The 13,804-nt window shown below is 65.0% G+C and carries 11 protein-coding genes and 1 pseudogene; 5 read left to right on the top strand and 7 right to left on the bottom strand.

The genetic code is table 11. The features are described from left to right. The first annotated feature begins 40 nt into the window (after positions 1 to 40). Genes ACIRVF_RS30745 through ACIRVF_RS30735 form a run of 3 tightly spaced genes read left to right on the top strand, consistent with a single transcriptional unit; the run spans position 41 to position 2,729 of the window. Positions 41 to 205 (top strand): hypothetical protein, encoded by a 165-nt coding sequence (locus ACIRVF_RS30745; protein WP_402824951.1) that lies wholly within the window; start codon positions 41 to 43, stop codon positions 203 to 205. Then, positions 202 to 2,259 carry an AAA family ATPase gene (locus ACIRVF_RS30740; protein ID WP_402824948.1) on the top strand — a complete coding sequence of 686 codons (2,058 nt, stop codon included), beginning with the start codon at positions 202 to 204 and terminating at the stop codon, positions 2,257 to 2,259. Before ACIRVF_RS30745 ends, ACIRVF_RS30740 begins: the two co-directional genes overlap by 4 nt. A gap of 53 nt (positions 2,260 to 2,312) precedes the next feature. Further along, on the top strand, positions 2,313 to 2,729 hold the full coding sequence (locus ACIRVF_RS30735; protein WP_402824945.1) for a hypothetical protein: 417 nt from the start codon (positions 2,313 to 2,315) through the stop codon (positions 2,727 to 2,729). A gap of 155 nt (positions 2,730 to 2,884) precedes the next feature. Here the strand turns inward: ACIRVF_RS30735 and dndE are convergent, their stop codons facing one another. From dndE to dndB, 4 genes are read right to left on the bottom strand one after another with little or no spacing between them, the layout of a single operon-like run. After that, positions 2,885 to 3,265 carry a DNA sulfur modification protein DndE gene (gene dndE / locus ACIRVF_RS30730; protein WP_402824942.1) on the bottom strand — a complete coding sequence of 127 codons (381 nt, stop codon included), beginning with the start codon at positions 3,263 to 3,265 and terminating at the stop codon, positions 2,885 to 2,887. Beyond that, complete coding sequence (dndD, locus tag ACIRVF_RS30725; protein WP_402824939.1) at positions 3,255 to 5,246, bottom strand: DNA sulfur modification protein DndD; 1,992 nt, start codon at positions 5,244 to 5,246, stop codon at positions 3,255 to 3,257. Before dndD ends, dndE begins: the two co-directional genes overlap by 11 nt. Then, a complete protein-coding gene (gene dndC / locus ACIRVF_RS30720) occupies positions 5,233 to 6,732 on the bottom strand; it encodes a DNA phosphorothioation system sulfurtransferase DndC (protein ID WP_402824936.1) in 1,500 nt (499 codons plus the stop codon). The genes dndD and dndC overlap by 14 nt, the downstream gene beginning before the upstream one ends. After that, positions 6,729 to 7,859, bottom strand: a complete 1,131-nt coding sequence (dndB, locus tag ACIRVF_RS30715; protein ID WP_402824933.1) for a DNA sulfur modification protein DndB — start codon at positions 7,857 to 7,859, stop codon at positions 6,729 to 6,731. Before dndB ends, dndC begins: the two co-directional genes overlap by 4 nt. Before the next feature lie 74 nt (positions 7,860 to 7,933). Here dndB and dndA point away from each other — a divergent pair, with 74 nt between their 5' ends. Next, positions 7,934 to 9,079 carry a cysteine desulfurase DndA gene (gene dndA, locus ACIRVF_RS30710; protein ID WP_402824930.1) on the top strand — a complete coding sequence of 382 codons (1,146 nt, stop codon included), beginning with the start codon at positions 7,934 to 7,936 and terminating at the stop codon, positions 9,077 to 9,079. Positions 9,080 to 9,082: 3 nt separating this feature from the next. Here the strand turns inward: dndA and ACIRVF_RS30705 are convergent, their stop codons facing one another. Continuing rightward, positions 9,083 to 10,486: a DNA phosphorothioation-associated putative methyltransferase gene (locus ACIRVF_RS30705; protein WP_402824927.1), complete on the bottom strand. Its 1,404-nt coding sequence runs from the start codon at positions 10,484 to 10,486 to the stop codon at positions 9,083 to 9,085. A gap of 423 nt (positions 10,487 to 10,909) precedes the next feature. On the opposite strand from ACIRVF_RS30705, the gene ACIRVF_RS30700 reads away from it, so the two are divergent. Further along, entirely contained in the window at positions 10,910 to 12,163 is a 1,254-nt protein-coding gene (locus tag ACIRVF_RS30700) for a restriction endonuclease (protein ID WP_402824924.1), read from the top strand. A 314-nt stretch (positions 12,164 to 12,477) separates the two neighbouring features. Here the strand turns inward: ACIRVF_RS30700 and ACIRVF_RS30695 are convergent, their stop codons facing one another. Next, entirely contained in the window at positions 12,478 to 13,434 is a 957-nt protein-coding gene (locus tag ACIRVF_RS30695; protein ID WP_402824921.1) for a pirin family protein, read from the bottom strand. Between the two features lie 123 nt (positions 13,435 to 13,557). Further along, positions 13,558 to 13,758 (bottom strand): annotated as a pseudogene (locus tag ACIRVF_RS30690) (pirin family protein); the annotation flags it as partial. Positions 13,759 to 13,804 lie beyond the last annotated feature (46 nt).

Genomic DNA, 13,804 nt, shown 5'->3' with positions numbered 1-13,804 from the left:
CGGAGGACATGGCACAGACCAGGGCGAGGAAGGATACGAAGTGACCGGTGAGGGTCGCACAGAGAAGCAAGTGCTCGAGGAGCTCAGTGACGAGGAACGGGCGTTGCTCAAGCGTGTCCTCCAGATCGAGCGGGCGAAGCTACACCTGCGCGCGTACGATCCGACGGATGATCTGATCGCCGCGGTGAAGGAGATCATCCCGTGAGGCTACATTCGATCACGCTGACCAACTTTCGTCAGTTCCAAGGTGTCCAGTCCTTCGATCTCAGTTCAGACTCGATCAGGCCAGTCTCCCTGCTGTTCGGTGCGAACGGCGCCGGCAAGACCACGTTCCTGAACGCATTCACCTGGGCGCTATACGGGACGATGTCTGACGACGTCGAACACCAGGACCGCATGGTGACAGACAGCGTGTGGCGAGCCCTTCCGAATGGCGACTCTGTAGAGGTCGCCGTCGAGGTGCGGTTCGACCACGAGGGGCAGACCTACCGTGTGCTGCGCCGCGCGAGCCTCCGCAAGGAATCGGACCAGCAATCGACGCCCTCGCCTGTGGTCCAGCTCTGGACAACCATGGCTGACGGCGCGTCGGAGATCGTTGGCGCCCCGCAGGAGAAGATCTACAGCATCCTGCCGCAGGGCGTCAGCCGGTTCTTCTTCTTCAATGGCGAACGCATCGAGAACCTGGTCAAGAAGGGGGCATACGCCGAGGTTCAGCAGGACATCAAGGTGCTGTTGGATCTCGAGCAGGTCGAACGAGCCCTGGTGCACCTGCCCAAGGTCGACCGGCGCCTGACCCAGGACCTAAAGAAGCACGGTGGCGACAAGGCCAATGAGATCCAGACCGCCATAGACGAGCTCCGCGAGCGTGAGACGACCGCCCGGGAGGATCTGAAGGTACTCGAAGGCGATCTTGCGGTCCTGGCCGAGGAGCGGGAGATCGTCACCGATCTGCTGCGTCAGCATGCTGCCGCAGCCCCGATTCAGGCACAGCGCGATGCCGTCAGCAAGGAACTGGAGGAGGCTCGAGGCGCTCGCGACACGGCCTTGGCCGAGCGAGCAACTTTGGTCGCGACACGCGGCTTCCTGGCGTTCACGGAGGCTCTCGGCGATAAGACCCAGGTGATGGCCGATGGCCTGTACCGGAAGGGCGCCTTGCCTGCGCCGCTCAAGCGGGAGTTCGTCGACCAGCTCCTCGAGGATGGCGCCTGTATCTGCAGGACGCCGCTGGTCGAGCACACGGCGCCGTGGGACCACGTCAAGGACTGGCGTCAACGGGCAGGACTGCAGGCGGTCGAGACGGCTTGGCAGCAACTCAGTGGGCAGATCGCCCCGCTGTCCTCCGCACGCGCTGATCTGCGCGACGGCCTCTCGCAGATCATGAAGCGCATCGGCACCGAGCGCGATCGGGTCACCCGCCTCGAGGAAAGCAAGTCCGAACTCGATGGCAAGCTGCGCGACAGCAGCCTTGAGGATGTCCAGGCTCTCGAGGCAAAACGCATGGACCTCAACAGCCGCATCGGGGTTAAGCAGCAGCGGATCGGCTCGGTCAAGAGCGATCTCGAGCGCATCGCAAAAGACATCACGCAGAAGACGAAGGAGCGCAGCCACGCCAAGGTCACCGACGAGCTCGCGGCAAAGGCTCGGGCACGCTCTGACCTCGTGCAGTCGGTACGGCGCGCACTCGACGAGATCTTGGCGATCCGTGAGGAGGACATGCGTCGGCGTCTGGATGCCGAGTTGAAGACGGTGTTCCGGAGTATCACGCACCAAAACCATGTCCCCACCCTGAGCAAAGGCTTCGAACTGACGCTTCACAAGGATGTCAACGGCGTTGAACTACCGGTCCCGAAGTCGACCGGTGAGAACCAGATCCTGAGCCTCAGCTTCGTGGCAGCCGTTTCTAAGCTTGCCCGTGAGATCCGAAAGGAGCGCCGGGCGGAGGGCAAGTCCGCCGAGGACGCTGGCGCATACCCCATCGTGATGGACGCCGCGTTCGGCTCGCTCGATCAGGACTATCAGCAGGCCGTGTCGCGTGCACTCGCTCAGATGGCCCCGCAGCTCGTGGTCCTGGTGAGCAAGAGCCAGGGGCTCGGAAAGGTCGTGACGGAGCTCACGCCCTACGTCAGCCACATTGGCGTCATTGAGACCCACACGACCGCTCCGGGGAGTGCCACCGACGACATCGAGCTCGAAGGCATGGCCTACCCCTACATCCGGGCAGCTACTACCGACCACTCGGAACTGAAGGTGATCAAGTGACTTCTGTGCCTGGCGATGTCCGAGTCCGCCGCCCGCAGCAGCATGAGGCCCTCATGATCGAGCTGCAGAACGAGGCAGGCTTCGCCACTCTCCGAGACATCCTGCTCTTCGCGGCTGCGGTCGGATTCCGCTTCGGCCTTCGAGCTCCCTTCACAGCAGCGCATCCCGATCGCGTCCGCTACGAGACGCTGACCACGCCGGCCTTCAGCGAGGCCCTGATCAACATGATCGCGGCCAACGTGGTGACCGACGATCCGGAGATCATGGACGGGGCGCGCATCGAGGAGCGGATCAAGATCTTCGAGGACTACGCCAACGGCGGCCTCGAGTACATCCAGGAACAGGTCAACGTGCGACATCAGCCCGCTGCACTCGTCGTCATCGACCTGGTAGCCGACACCCTCAGCGAAAGCGGCGGGGCCAAGCCGGTTTCTGTCGACGAGTTGCTGAACGGCATCACGTGGGGATAGTCGCCGTCTGAACGAAGCGGCGGCCCAGGACGACGCGTTCCACAGCAAACGCGCATGAGACACGCTAGGAGCAGGCACCACATATCGCCTGCGCCAAGGGCCGACGTGCCCGGGGCTTGCCTCCGCAAGCGGTAAGCCCCGGGCACGTAGTCGGCCTACTCGGCGGTGAGGGCGACGAGATCCTGGATGGAGCGCAGGTCCTGGCGTCCGGCGAGGAGGCCGATGCCGCGATGAAGGTGAATCAACAGCGCCTTGCCCACTGCGGAATCGGTGGGCTCCTCTCCGTCAGCCACGCACCTCTGCTTGAGCAGGGACAGGTAGACGTCCCCGTGGGGTCCGGCAAACGTCTTCCAAGCGATCTCCACGTTGGAGTCGGTGGTGATGTCCCGGACGAGCGGAGGGGAGGGGTCACGCAGGGACAGTGCCAGGGCCCATCGGCAAAGCTCGTTCCACTGGGTCAGTCCGGTGTGGCGCTTGAGCCAGGCCAGTTGGTCCTTGGCAGCCTGGGAGAGCCGGATGGTGATCTCAGACGGCATGTAGGGCTCCCTCGGTCCACCAGTATCCGGATGCGACGCGGGTGGTGAATGTGGTGTCGTCGTGGACGAGTACGTAGCTATGGGCGATGGAGGGCTTCAGTCGCCGCAGTAGGTTCTCGTCGATCTCCTCATCCGTGGACAGCAGGAGAACCTGTCGCCCGGCGTGCGGGAAGTAGCGGTCGACGAGGTGCTCGCGGTGGCGGCTGTCCAGACGACCCAGCGGGGTGTCGATCACGGTGGGCAGGCGGTTGCCGGCCACCTTGGCCAGCCCCCACAGCAGGGAGATCGCAAGGAGCTGCCGTTCACCCGCGCTGAGTCGGCCCGGATCGATGGGCTCCTCGTCACGGTTGGTGAGCGAGAGCGTGAACTTGTCGATGTCGATTCGGAGGTCCTTGATCAAGCCGCTCTTGCGCATCAGGGCTTGGAAGCTCCGCAGAACGGCCACCTCCAGGCTGCTGATGTGCTTCCGCAGGAGGGCCGAGCCGAACCGGTCCAGAGTGGCGCGGGCCTTCTCGGCGTAGGTCACGATGCGCTGGAGTTCTTCCTCACGGACGAACGTTCGGGCCCGCTTCTCTCGCGCACGTTGGAGATCCGCTTCGAGGCGCTCGTGGCGGGATCGGGCCTCCGCCACCAGCTCCGTGCCCTGCTCGACGGCCGCACGAGCGACGATCACCTTCTCCGCGGCCTTCTGTCGGGCCTCGATGAGAGACTTGATCTGCTGCTCGTCGGGAACAGCAGCAAGCTTGCGCTCGGCCTGCTCCAGCTCGTGCACCGTCGTGGCGGCGGCTTCAAGGAGGTCGCCTGCTCGTCTCGCGTCCGTGCGCAGCACCTCCTCCAGCGCGGAGAGCTTCTGCGTGAGGCTGCGGGGCAGATCGAGGTCATCGGCCAACTCGGCGGCTGCGGCGCGCTTCTTCCTGTCAGCGGTCAGCTTCTTCTTCACGGCGGTGCGGACCGCGCTGGGTACGCTGTCGGGCAGCTGGTCGATCAGCCATGCGTCGCGAGACTCGAGGGCGCCCACGACCTGCCGGGCCTCGTGCGCCTCCTGTTCACGAACCGCTTGCTCCTGCAGCGTGGCGATCTGATCGCGTACAAGCACGAGAGGCAGGGCTCCCTCAGCCAGGCCGCGTAGAGCCTTCTGTGTGCCAGCGAGACGGTCCGCGGTGTCCTTCTTGGCGGCCTCCAGCCCGACTCGATCCTCGAAAATCCGTCCGCCGGCACGTTCGAATTCCCGCTCTATCTTCTCAAGCGTCGCCTTGGCGGTGTCATGGCGCGAGGTGGCCTCTGCCAGGTCCTGCTTCCGGTCGGACATCTCCTGGGCGGCGGACTGCGACTTGACCTTGAGGTCCTGGATCTGGTCCAGGATCCCCTGGTCCTCCTGCGACAGCCGCTGCCGACGCTGGAGGGCGAGAAGGTCAGTCCGCAGCTGTTCTACAGCCCTCACACCCAGGAGGGACTGGATGGCTGCCTCGATGACGTCCGCAGCTCGTTCGGGGTCGGCGAGTTGCTCGACCTTCTCGCCGTCGAAGAAGAACAGTGAGGCGACTTCGAGGGGCAGGATCTCCTCGACGTGCTCGGCCCAGTTCTCGCTGATCGCGGCGTCGTACTTGCCGTCGACGTTTACGGCCAGGGTTTCCCGCGCGCTCTTGCCGTTTACGGCCCAGGTCCGGGCGACCTCGTACGTGCGGAGGCGTCCCTCCACCGTGATCGAGAACTCCAGCCGCAGTTCAGCACCGCGGGTCGGGTCGGCTGCGCGGTTGATGCTCTCACGCAGGTACGTGTCGTACGAGCGGCTGCCGCGTCCGCTGCACCGGGCACGAGGGCCGTACAGGACGAGCTGGATCGCATCGAGCAGGGTCGTCTTGCCGCAGCCGTTCAGGCCACCGATCAACACGATCGGTCGCTTCGGCTTGACCCGGAGGTCCAGGTGCTGTCGGCCTTGGTAGGCGCCGAAGTCGTGGAGCGTGAGCTTATGCAGGTGCATCGGTGATGGTCTCTTCGTTCAGCGCCAGCTGGGTCGGGTCACTCTCGCGCAGTTCCTTCAGCCTCTTCGCGAACTGGAGCGCGTCGTCCGCATCCTCGTAGTAGCCCTTCTTGATGGCCTTCTCCAGGGACTCGAACAGGCCGGCCCGTCGGGTCATGGTCCGGTACTGACGCTCGATCGCGAGGAGCTCGCGGGTCATCGAGAAGTGGATCGGATCGTCCTCGCAGGCTTCCTTGAGCAGGCCGATCTCCTCCGCCCCGAGGACGAGCTGTTCGTCCAGCGGAAGCCCCGGGAATTTCTCACCGGTCGCCTCCTCGTAGATGCCCGGCAGCGAGTCCTCGACCTCGTGCTTCTCGAACACCCAGATCCGGCGGATCTCGTGCAGCTCCGCCACCGAGATCAGTTCGATGCCGCGGACGTGCTCCGGAGCCTTCTTGCGGACCTGCGTCTGGGCACCGAGGAGCTTGCGCAGCCAGTCCTCGCGCGCGGACTGTTTGTAGGGCCCGGGAATGGTTCGGTCACCGTCACCGAGCAGCTGGACGTTGCCGTTCATCCGGCGGAAGTCGCGCGTCTGGCTCTCGTTGTTGACGTCGTCGAGCTCGTTGCGGAGCTTGAGCAGTGGCCGCATCCACTGCTTCTCGTCGTCGTTGCGGATCATGGCAGTCATCGACTTGTCCTGCTCCACCAGCGTGCACGTCCAGCAGCCGAACCGGCTGTCCCCGCACGAGGGCGTGCTGTCGTCGACGACGAGCGGGCACTCGGAGTCATCCGATGCACCCTGGTACATCGTCAGCAGGTCCTTGTTCTTGTGGCCCCACGGGTTGGGGTACTGCATCAAGAACGCCCACACCTCTTCGGTCGACCACGCCTCGATCGGGCTGTAGACCAGGGAGTTGGGGAGGTTGCCATTCGGCGAGAGGCGGTCCCGCACTCGACGCTTCTCGTGCCGGGCCATCGCCCGCGCCCGCGCCTGGCTCTCCGCCTTGCGAATGCCAAGCACGAGGATCGCCTCACCGTGCCGGCGCACGACGCGGCGGATGAAGCTGTTCGAAGGCTTGATCTTCAACCGCTCCGTGCACCAGCGGAACTTCGGCCGGGGCGCTGGGTAGCCCTTGCCGATCAGGCTGACCCAGAAGGTGTCCTTGATCTCCGGCGTCAATTTGTGGGGCTCGATGGGGAGCTGCTGTTCCTGCGCGGCCGAGCGCATGGTGTCCAGCGACTGGCCGACCCATGCAGCGACGACGGGGTTCTCCACCAGGGTGTCCGTGCTGATCACGTGAACCGGCTTGGCGCGCCGCTCGGCCGGCAGGTCCTTCAGTGCGAGCCACACCAGCTGGAGGACGGCGGTGGAGTCCTTGCCGCCGCTGTACCCGATCACCCAGGGGACCTCGTCCGCGACGTAGAGCTCGCGGATCTCGTCCGTCAGCTCCTCGACGACCTCCGCCAGGGGCCTGTCCTGGAACGCCGCCGCCTTCGGGGTGGTCATGAATCTCCTCGCAGGTAGGCGTCTTCGACACGCTGTTCCTCGGCGCTCAGTCCGAGTTTCAGGTGCTGACGCAGGTAGTTCACGGTCAAAGTCAGATTCTGGTGGCTCTTGGACACTCGCCCGGCCACGAGTGCCCGTCCCTCCCAGTCCGTGTTGGCGCGCGACCAGTCCACCGATGACAGGCGTTTGAGCGCCGGCGTCCACGTTCGTGGTGCGAGCGACTTGCGCAACAGCGAGTTGCCGACCCGCCCCATCGCGTGCAACGCGATCCCATGACTGTGCAGGTAGTCGCGACGGACGTCCGAAGCCGACATTTCCCGGCGCCGCACCAGTTTCCACTCCGGAATCGCCCCGTCGACCGCAGCCCAGTATGCCTCAGCCACCTCTCGCGACTGATCCTTGGTGATCTCCAGGCCGTGCAGCAGCGACTGCGTGGCGTAGTACACGGAGCTCAAGGTGAACAGCTTGCGCGAGCGCTGGGACAGCGTGCTCGACTCCATCTCCACGTGTCCCTTGAACACGGGTGCCCGCATCGCCAGCAGCCGTGCGGTGGTCGCCAGGTCGTCGCGGTGGTCGTACAGCACCCCGATCGAACGCGGAGGGCGCACTGCGTGCCGGTTCAGGTCGGCGAACATCTGCTGACACCGGGCGAGGCCAGCATCGTGGAAGAACACTACGGCGATCGTCTCCTCGCCGAGGTCGGGGTTCTCCTTCAGCGCTTGCTCGATCGCGGCGCGCCGGTGCTGGCCGTCGTTGATCAGGAACCGGGCGGCCATCGAGATCCGGATCTGCCCGGCACGCATCCCCACGCCGCTGTCGGCGATGCCCTCGAAGCGGATGTCACCGTCGACGGAGGCGGTCAGCGCACTGAAGACGTAATCCGTGGGGTTGTCGACGATGTAGCGGGTGAGTGCCGGCAAGCGTCCCTTGTTCAAGATCCGTTGAGCGCGCACCTCCGGGGCCAGCTCGTCCTCGTCGAAGAGGAAGATCTTCGGGATGAGCCGCAGTGGACACATGGACACGTAGAACTCGCGCCCCGCCTGGATGCCGCGGATGGCCGGGAAGACGTACTCGAAACCGGCAGACGTCGCCGGCTCGGCGGACTGAGAAGCAACTGAAGATCCCACCCGCTCACGGTATCGTACGTCAGGTAAATGACGTACGCGACGTGCAAAATAACGCTCGAAGGTGGCTTGGTTCGATGGTGACGTACCTCGACGCGGCGGCGACGACGCCGGTGGACCAGCGTGTGGCCGATGTCGTCCTGCACTGGATGACCGCGGAGTTCGGCAACGCGGGAAGCCGTCATGAGTACGGCACGCGGGCCAAACGTGCAGTCGAACGGGCGCGTGAGTACCTGGCGGGCACGGTGGAAGCCGAGCCGGATGAACTGATCTTCACCAGTGGTGCTACGGAGAGCAACAACATCGCCCTGCTGGGTCTGGCACCCTATGGGGAGCGGACCGGGCGGCGGCACGTCATCACCTCCGCCATCGAGCACAAGGCGGTCCTTGAGCCGCTGCAGCATTTGGCCGGTCGTGGATTCGAGGTGGACTTCATCGAGCCCGGTCCCTCCGGCAGGGTGGAGGTGGGGGCGGTCATGGAGCGACTGCGTCCGGACACCCTTCTCGTGTCGCTGATGCACGTGAACAACGAGACCGGTGTGATCCAGCCCGTCGCCGACCTCGCGCGAGAGCTGCAGACCACGGCTACGTACCTGCACGTCGATGCGGCCCAGGGGTACGGCAAGATCCCGGACGATCTGGTCGCGCCGATCGACATGATCAGCATCAGCGGGCACAAGATCGGCGCTCCGAAGGGTGTGGGAGCCCTCGTCACGCGCCGCCGGGAGAACCTTGACGACGAGCGGCCCCCTCTCGAGCCGATCATGTTCGGCGGCGGACAGGAGCGGAAGCTGCGGCCAGGTACCCTCCCCGTTCCCCTGATCATGGGGCTGGCGGAGGCATCGCGGATCTTCGAGGACGAGCGGGGGCGGTGGCAGGCTGCGGCCACGGAGATGCGCTCCCGTCTTCTCGAGGGGTTGGGCGGTATGCGTTTCCATGTCAATGGCGACCAGGGGCACGTTGTTCCGCACATCCTCAACCTCTCCTTCGAGGAGGTCGACTCGGAAGCGTTCCTCGTCACGCTCAAGGACCTGGTTGCGGTCGCGACCGGGTCGGCGTGCACGAGTGCTTCTTACACCCCGAGTCACGTGCTCACCGCGATGGGCTTGCCCGACAACGTGGCGTCCAACGGACTGCGGTTCTCATGGCTCCCCGCGCTGGCCGAGGACCTTGACGTCGCCGAGCTCGCCCGCGGGGTCGAGAAGCTGCGACCCCGGGCCTGAGCGTCACTGTCGGGCTCGGAGGAGCCGGTGCCCGCGCAGCACCCACCCGCACCGTGCGAGTTCGTTTTCCCAGCCGTTCTCGGTCCCGATCAGGTGCGGATGCGCGTACAGGCCGGCCCTGACCTCAGCGTCGGTCAGGCGCCGGTACTTGGCCGCGTCCGGATCGTCGGGGTGCAGGAACTCGTGCTTGCGGTGCAACAGCGGCCGGTTGTCGCGGTCGCCGTACGAGTGGTGGGACGTCCCGAAGGTCCCGAGATCAACCTGGTAGGACGTCAGCAGGCGGGGGTGCGGATCGCTGTCGAAGTCGGGGTAGTCCAGCCAACTGACAGCGCGCCCCCGGTGGCAGAGCTTGGCGACGGTCCATGAGTGAGGTCTGCCGGCGGCGATCGATGCGCAGTGTTCGTACAACCGCAGCACCGTGGGCATCTGCTCCAGCGCTCGTCGGTGGACGTAGAGCGCGGTCGGGGTCAGTTTCCCGACGGCGGAGGCGTTCATGGCTCCCCGAACGTAGGGGTCGTCCCGCAGCTTGAGCAGCAGTCGGTCTGCTCGTCGGCACGCTTCCTTGTACGAGGAGAAGAACGCTCGAATGTCCAGTTGCACAGTCAGGGGCAGGCTGGTGAAAGGTCCTCGGCCGTTGAAGAGCTCGACGGCCAGGAACAGCAGGGTGTTGAGGGTGGTGCGCTTGACGCCTTCCGCCACCTTCGCGGGGTCGGCTGACACGCGCACGAGCCGGTGGACCTCGGCTGTGTGCAGCTGGCCCAGATGTTGGGCCATCGGCAGGGGCATTTCCTCCAGCCGGGGCGGGCGCCCCCGTCGTTCGACGTGGTCGATCAGGGAGGCGATCGCGGAGGTCGTGTCGTCCGAGGCCAGCCAGCGGTCGTCAGCGATGATCCGGCGCGCGAGGTAGCTCAACCGCGCAGCGTCGTCCTTGAACGCGTAGATGATCCCGGGAGAGGCTGAGACGGCCTTGGCCCCAGTGACCTCTTCCACGTAGGTCCGCAGCTCGCTGGCACCGTACAGGTGCTGGAAGGTGTTCCGCCGCGTCAGGAGCCCGTCGCCGAGCTCCTCGCCGGTGACCTTGGATCTTTCCCAGACTAGGCGTGCGGAGACGACCAGCACGGTGCCGGCCAGGTCCCAGGCGTGCTTAAGAGTCCGCCCTCGCTCGGCGCGGTCTTCGATGACGTTCAGGACATAGGTCAGGAGTACAACCGGGGAGGGCTCGAGGAGCCCGTCGGGTTGATAGAAGGGATCCCACCCTCTGGCCTTGCACCCCATTTGCCGAAGCGCCTGTACGTCATCCCCGCGTCCACACCCGTAGTCGAGCACAGGTTGGTCAGGCAGGATCTGCTTGTCTAGGACCGCTTGACGGGCTGGCACCGACAAGCCGCCTCGGCTGATCGCGGTCAACCGGCGATCGCTATCCCAGCCTTGTCGGATCACTTGACCCACGACCTCACATAGTTGGAGAGCAGAGCGCCCAACTTGTCCTCCGCGCGCGGCGGTCAGTGCCCTCGCTAGCGAGACCATCGGTACGTCGAAGTCCCAGTAACGCAACCGACATAGGCGGTCACTTGGACGACTACGCGCAACCATAGCGCGTGGGTTCACACAACCATGCTCATCGGGCTGTCGAGGTATTCGTTGGAGTGAGAATCAACCGCATCAAGGCCAGTCGCGGGTCTCACCAGAGCCGCGGGCGGCCTCATGGGAGTAGGGCCGCCGTGACCCACGGGGCCGTTCGATGGGCTCGCCAGGTCCCCGAACCCGAAAGCTGACGGTGGATCAAGTCAGTGGGCGTGGACTGTCAGCCGCTCAGGGCATGATGACCGGATGCAGACGCAGACCGGATCGCTCGCTGACAGTGTTGAACGGATCTTGAAGCGCCATCATCGTGGTCCCCTGTCCACGGGTGACCTTCACGAGATGCTCAGCCGTGAGGGTGACACTCTCCCAGAGTTGTTGGTGGCAGAGGAACAGCTACTCGACGCCCTGCGTGAGGATGACCGCCAGCGATCGGCCCGCGGTTACAGAGAGAGGTTCGTGGTTACAGATGGACGTTCAGTCCGTCTGCGCGCCCCTGCGACCCCTGCAGAAGATGCTGTAGAAGCGTGGAATAAAAAAGTCAAAGGCGACCTGCTTGTCCAGCTGAAGCAGTGTGACCCAATATTGTTTGAGCAGATCGTTGCACGACTTCTAACGGCTATCGGTTACACCGGTGTGCAGGTGACCAAGCGGTCGAATGATGGCGGAATCGATATCCATGCGATTCTCTCGGCTGGGGGAGTTACCAACGTACCCACCGCGCTCCAGGTGAAGCGTTGGGGGGACAAGTCGGTGGGTCGACGCGAGGTGCAGCAGCTTAGGGGAGCCCTCAAATCTCGTCAGCAAGGAGTTCTCGTCACGACGAGCAGGTTTGCGGCTACGGCTATCAAGGATGCCGCCAGAGAGGATGCAAATCCTGTCCACCTGATTGATGGGGATGTGCTGGTCGATCTCATGGTAGAGCACGGGCTCGGAGTGCAGACGTCCAGGTTGGCGTTCTTCTCGCTCGACGAAGGCCTCCTTGCAGGCAGTACGAGTGCGTCGTCTACCGATTTGGCAGCCCCGGCGACAGCGGCGCCGGTGCGAGATGGGGCGAAGTATCTGCTGGCCAAGCTCCCTGAACTGGGTGACGCCGACTACCTCACGGTGATCGCTGAGATGCTAGCGCTTGCTGAAGGGCAACCGACGCTAGACGAATACGTAAATCTCTTTCAGGAGCGGTTCGAGCGAATCACTAGGGAGGACGAGGCGCGGCGCCGTATGCGATCCCTTGTGTCGCTGGGGCTCGTAGTGATCGAGAATGATCACGTGATCTTGACATTCCTTGGACGTCGCGTTCTTACCGAGCATAGTTTGAGCCTGATGCAGGAAACCTTCATGGCCCGGATTGCTGGCGCAGAGGAGATCGCTAGTCTGCACGGCAGGATTCCTGAGCAGGGGAGACTGCAGAAGGAGCTTGATGCAAGCCCTCCTGCGGGACTGAGTTCTACCCAGGCACAGCTGGTTCTTCGCTGGCTCAAGAGGCTGGAGCTCGTAGTGTGAGAACTAGGTGGAAATCGGTCATGTGCCGAAATAATTGGTGTGGTGGACGGCCGTATCGGATCGCAAGTGATCAGTCGATGATTGGATCGTGGCGGGCTGTCCGATGCGCTCGGACGTCGGCCCGACACGGGTGACTTCGCCTACCCAGCTTGCCTGCTGCCCTGCTGCCCTGCTGCCGTTCGGCGTGGTTGGGGCTTTCGCCGTCCGGGCAGGAGACCTCGGCCTGGGGACCGGGCTCAAGGTTCTCGGTGCATGCATGGCGAGACCCCGGCCGCGAGGTGCGGTCGGGGCCTCGTCCGGCGTGGCGGTACGGGTTAGTTGGCGTCGGCCGGGATGGTGCCGAGGCGGCCGGCCTGGAAGTCCTCCATGGCCTGCTGGAGTTCGCGGTGGCTGTTCATGACGAACGGGCCGTAGTGGGCGACCGGCTCCCGGATCGGCTGACCACCGAGGAGGACGACCTCGAAGTTGGCCTGGCGGGAGTCCTGGGTCTCGTCCGCCCGGATGGTGAGGGAGTCGCCCTCGCCGAAGACCACGGACTGGCCCATGTGGAACGGGCGGCGCTCTTCGCCCGCCGAGCCGCTGCCGGCCAGGCCGTACGCCAGGCCGTTGAAGTCGGACCGCCAGGGCAGAGTGACCTGGGCGCCGGGGTTCACCGACACGTGGATCATCGTGATGGGCGTGTGGGTGGCGCCGGGGCCCTGGTGGCCCGCGATGTCACCGGCGATTAGCCGCACCAGCGCGCCGCCGTCCGAGGAGGCGAGCAGCTTCACGTTCGTACCCCGGATGTCCTGGTACTTGGGCGCGATCATCTTGTCCGAGGCGGGCAGGTTCACCCAGAGCTGCAGCCCGTGGAACAGGCCGCCGGACATGACCAGGGACTCCGGCGGGGTCTCGATGTGCAGCAGGCCGGAGCCGGCCGTCATCCACTGGGTGTCACCGTCGGTGATGACGCCACCACCACCGTGCGAGTCCCGGTGGATGAAGGTGCCGTCGATGATGTAGGTGACCGTCTCGAAGCCCCGATGCGGATGCCAAGGGGTTCCTTTCGGCTCCCCAGCGGCATAATCCACCTCGCCCATCTGGTCCATCATGATGAAGGGGTCCAGGTACTTCTGGTTGATCTTGGCGAAGGCGCGGCGGACGGGGAAGCCTTCACCTTCGAAGCCCTCGGGGGCGGTCGAGACGGCCAGCACGGGGCGGGCGACGGAGCCCTCGGCGGGAGCCGCGATGCGCGGCAGGATCAGCGGGTTCTCAACGGTCACGGCAGGCATGTCGGCCTCCTCAGTTGGGGTGGATTGCGATGTTCGTCCTGCGTCTTCGCAGGTCAGAGCCCTCTTGCGACTAGTCCCCCAACTGGACTAGCTTTTGGGCTCGCCGGCCGCGTAGTCCACCTCGCCCATCTGGTCCATCATGATGAACGGGTCGAGGTACTTGGTGTTGATCTTGGCGAAGGCGCGGCGGACGGGGAAGCCCTCGCCCTCGTAGCCCTCGGGGGCGGTGGCGACGGTCAGCACCGGCCGGGCGTTCGCGACGGCCGGGTCCGGCGTGGTCACGCGCGGGAGGGTCAGCGGGTTGTCGACGGTCACGGCGGGCATGTCGGCCTCCTTCGAGGGGGGATCTCTGGCCTACGTTCCACGAGGT

The organism is Kitasatospora sp. NPDC101157 (assembly GCF_044768255.1).
Classification (GTDB): domain Bacteria; phylum Actinomycetota; class Actinomycetes; order Streptomycetales; family Streptomycetaceae; genus Kitasatospora.
This window is presented reverse-complemented; position numbering and strand designations above follow the sequence as displayed.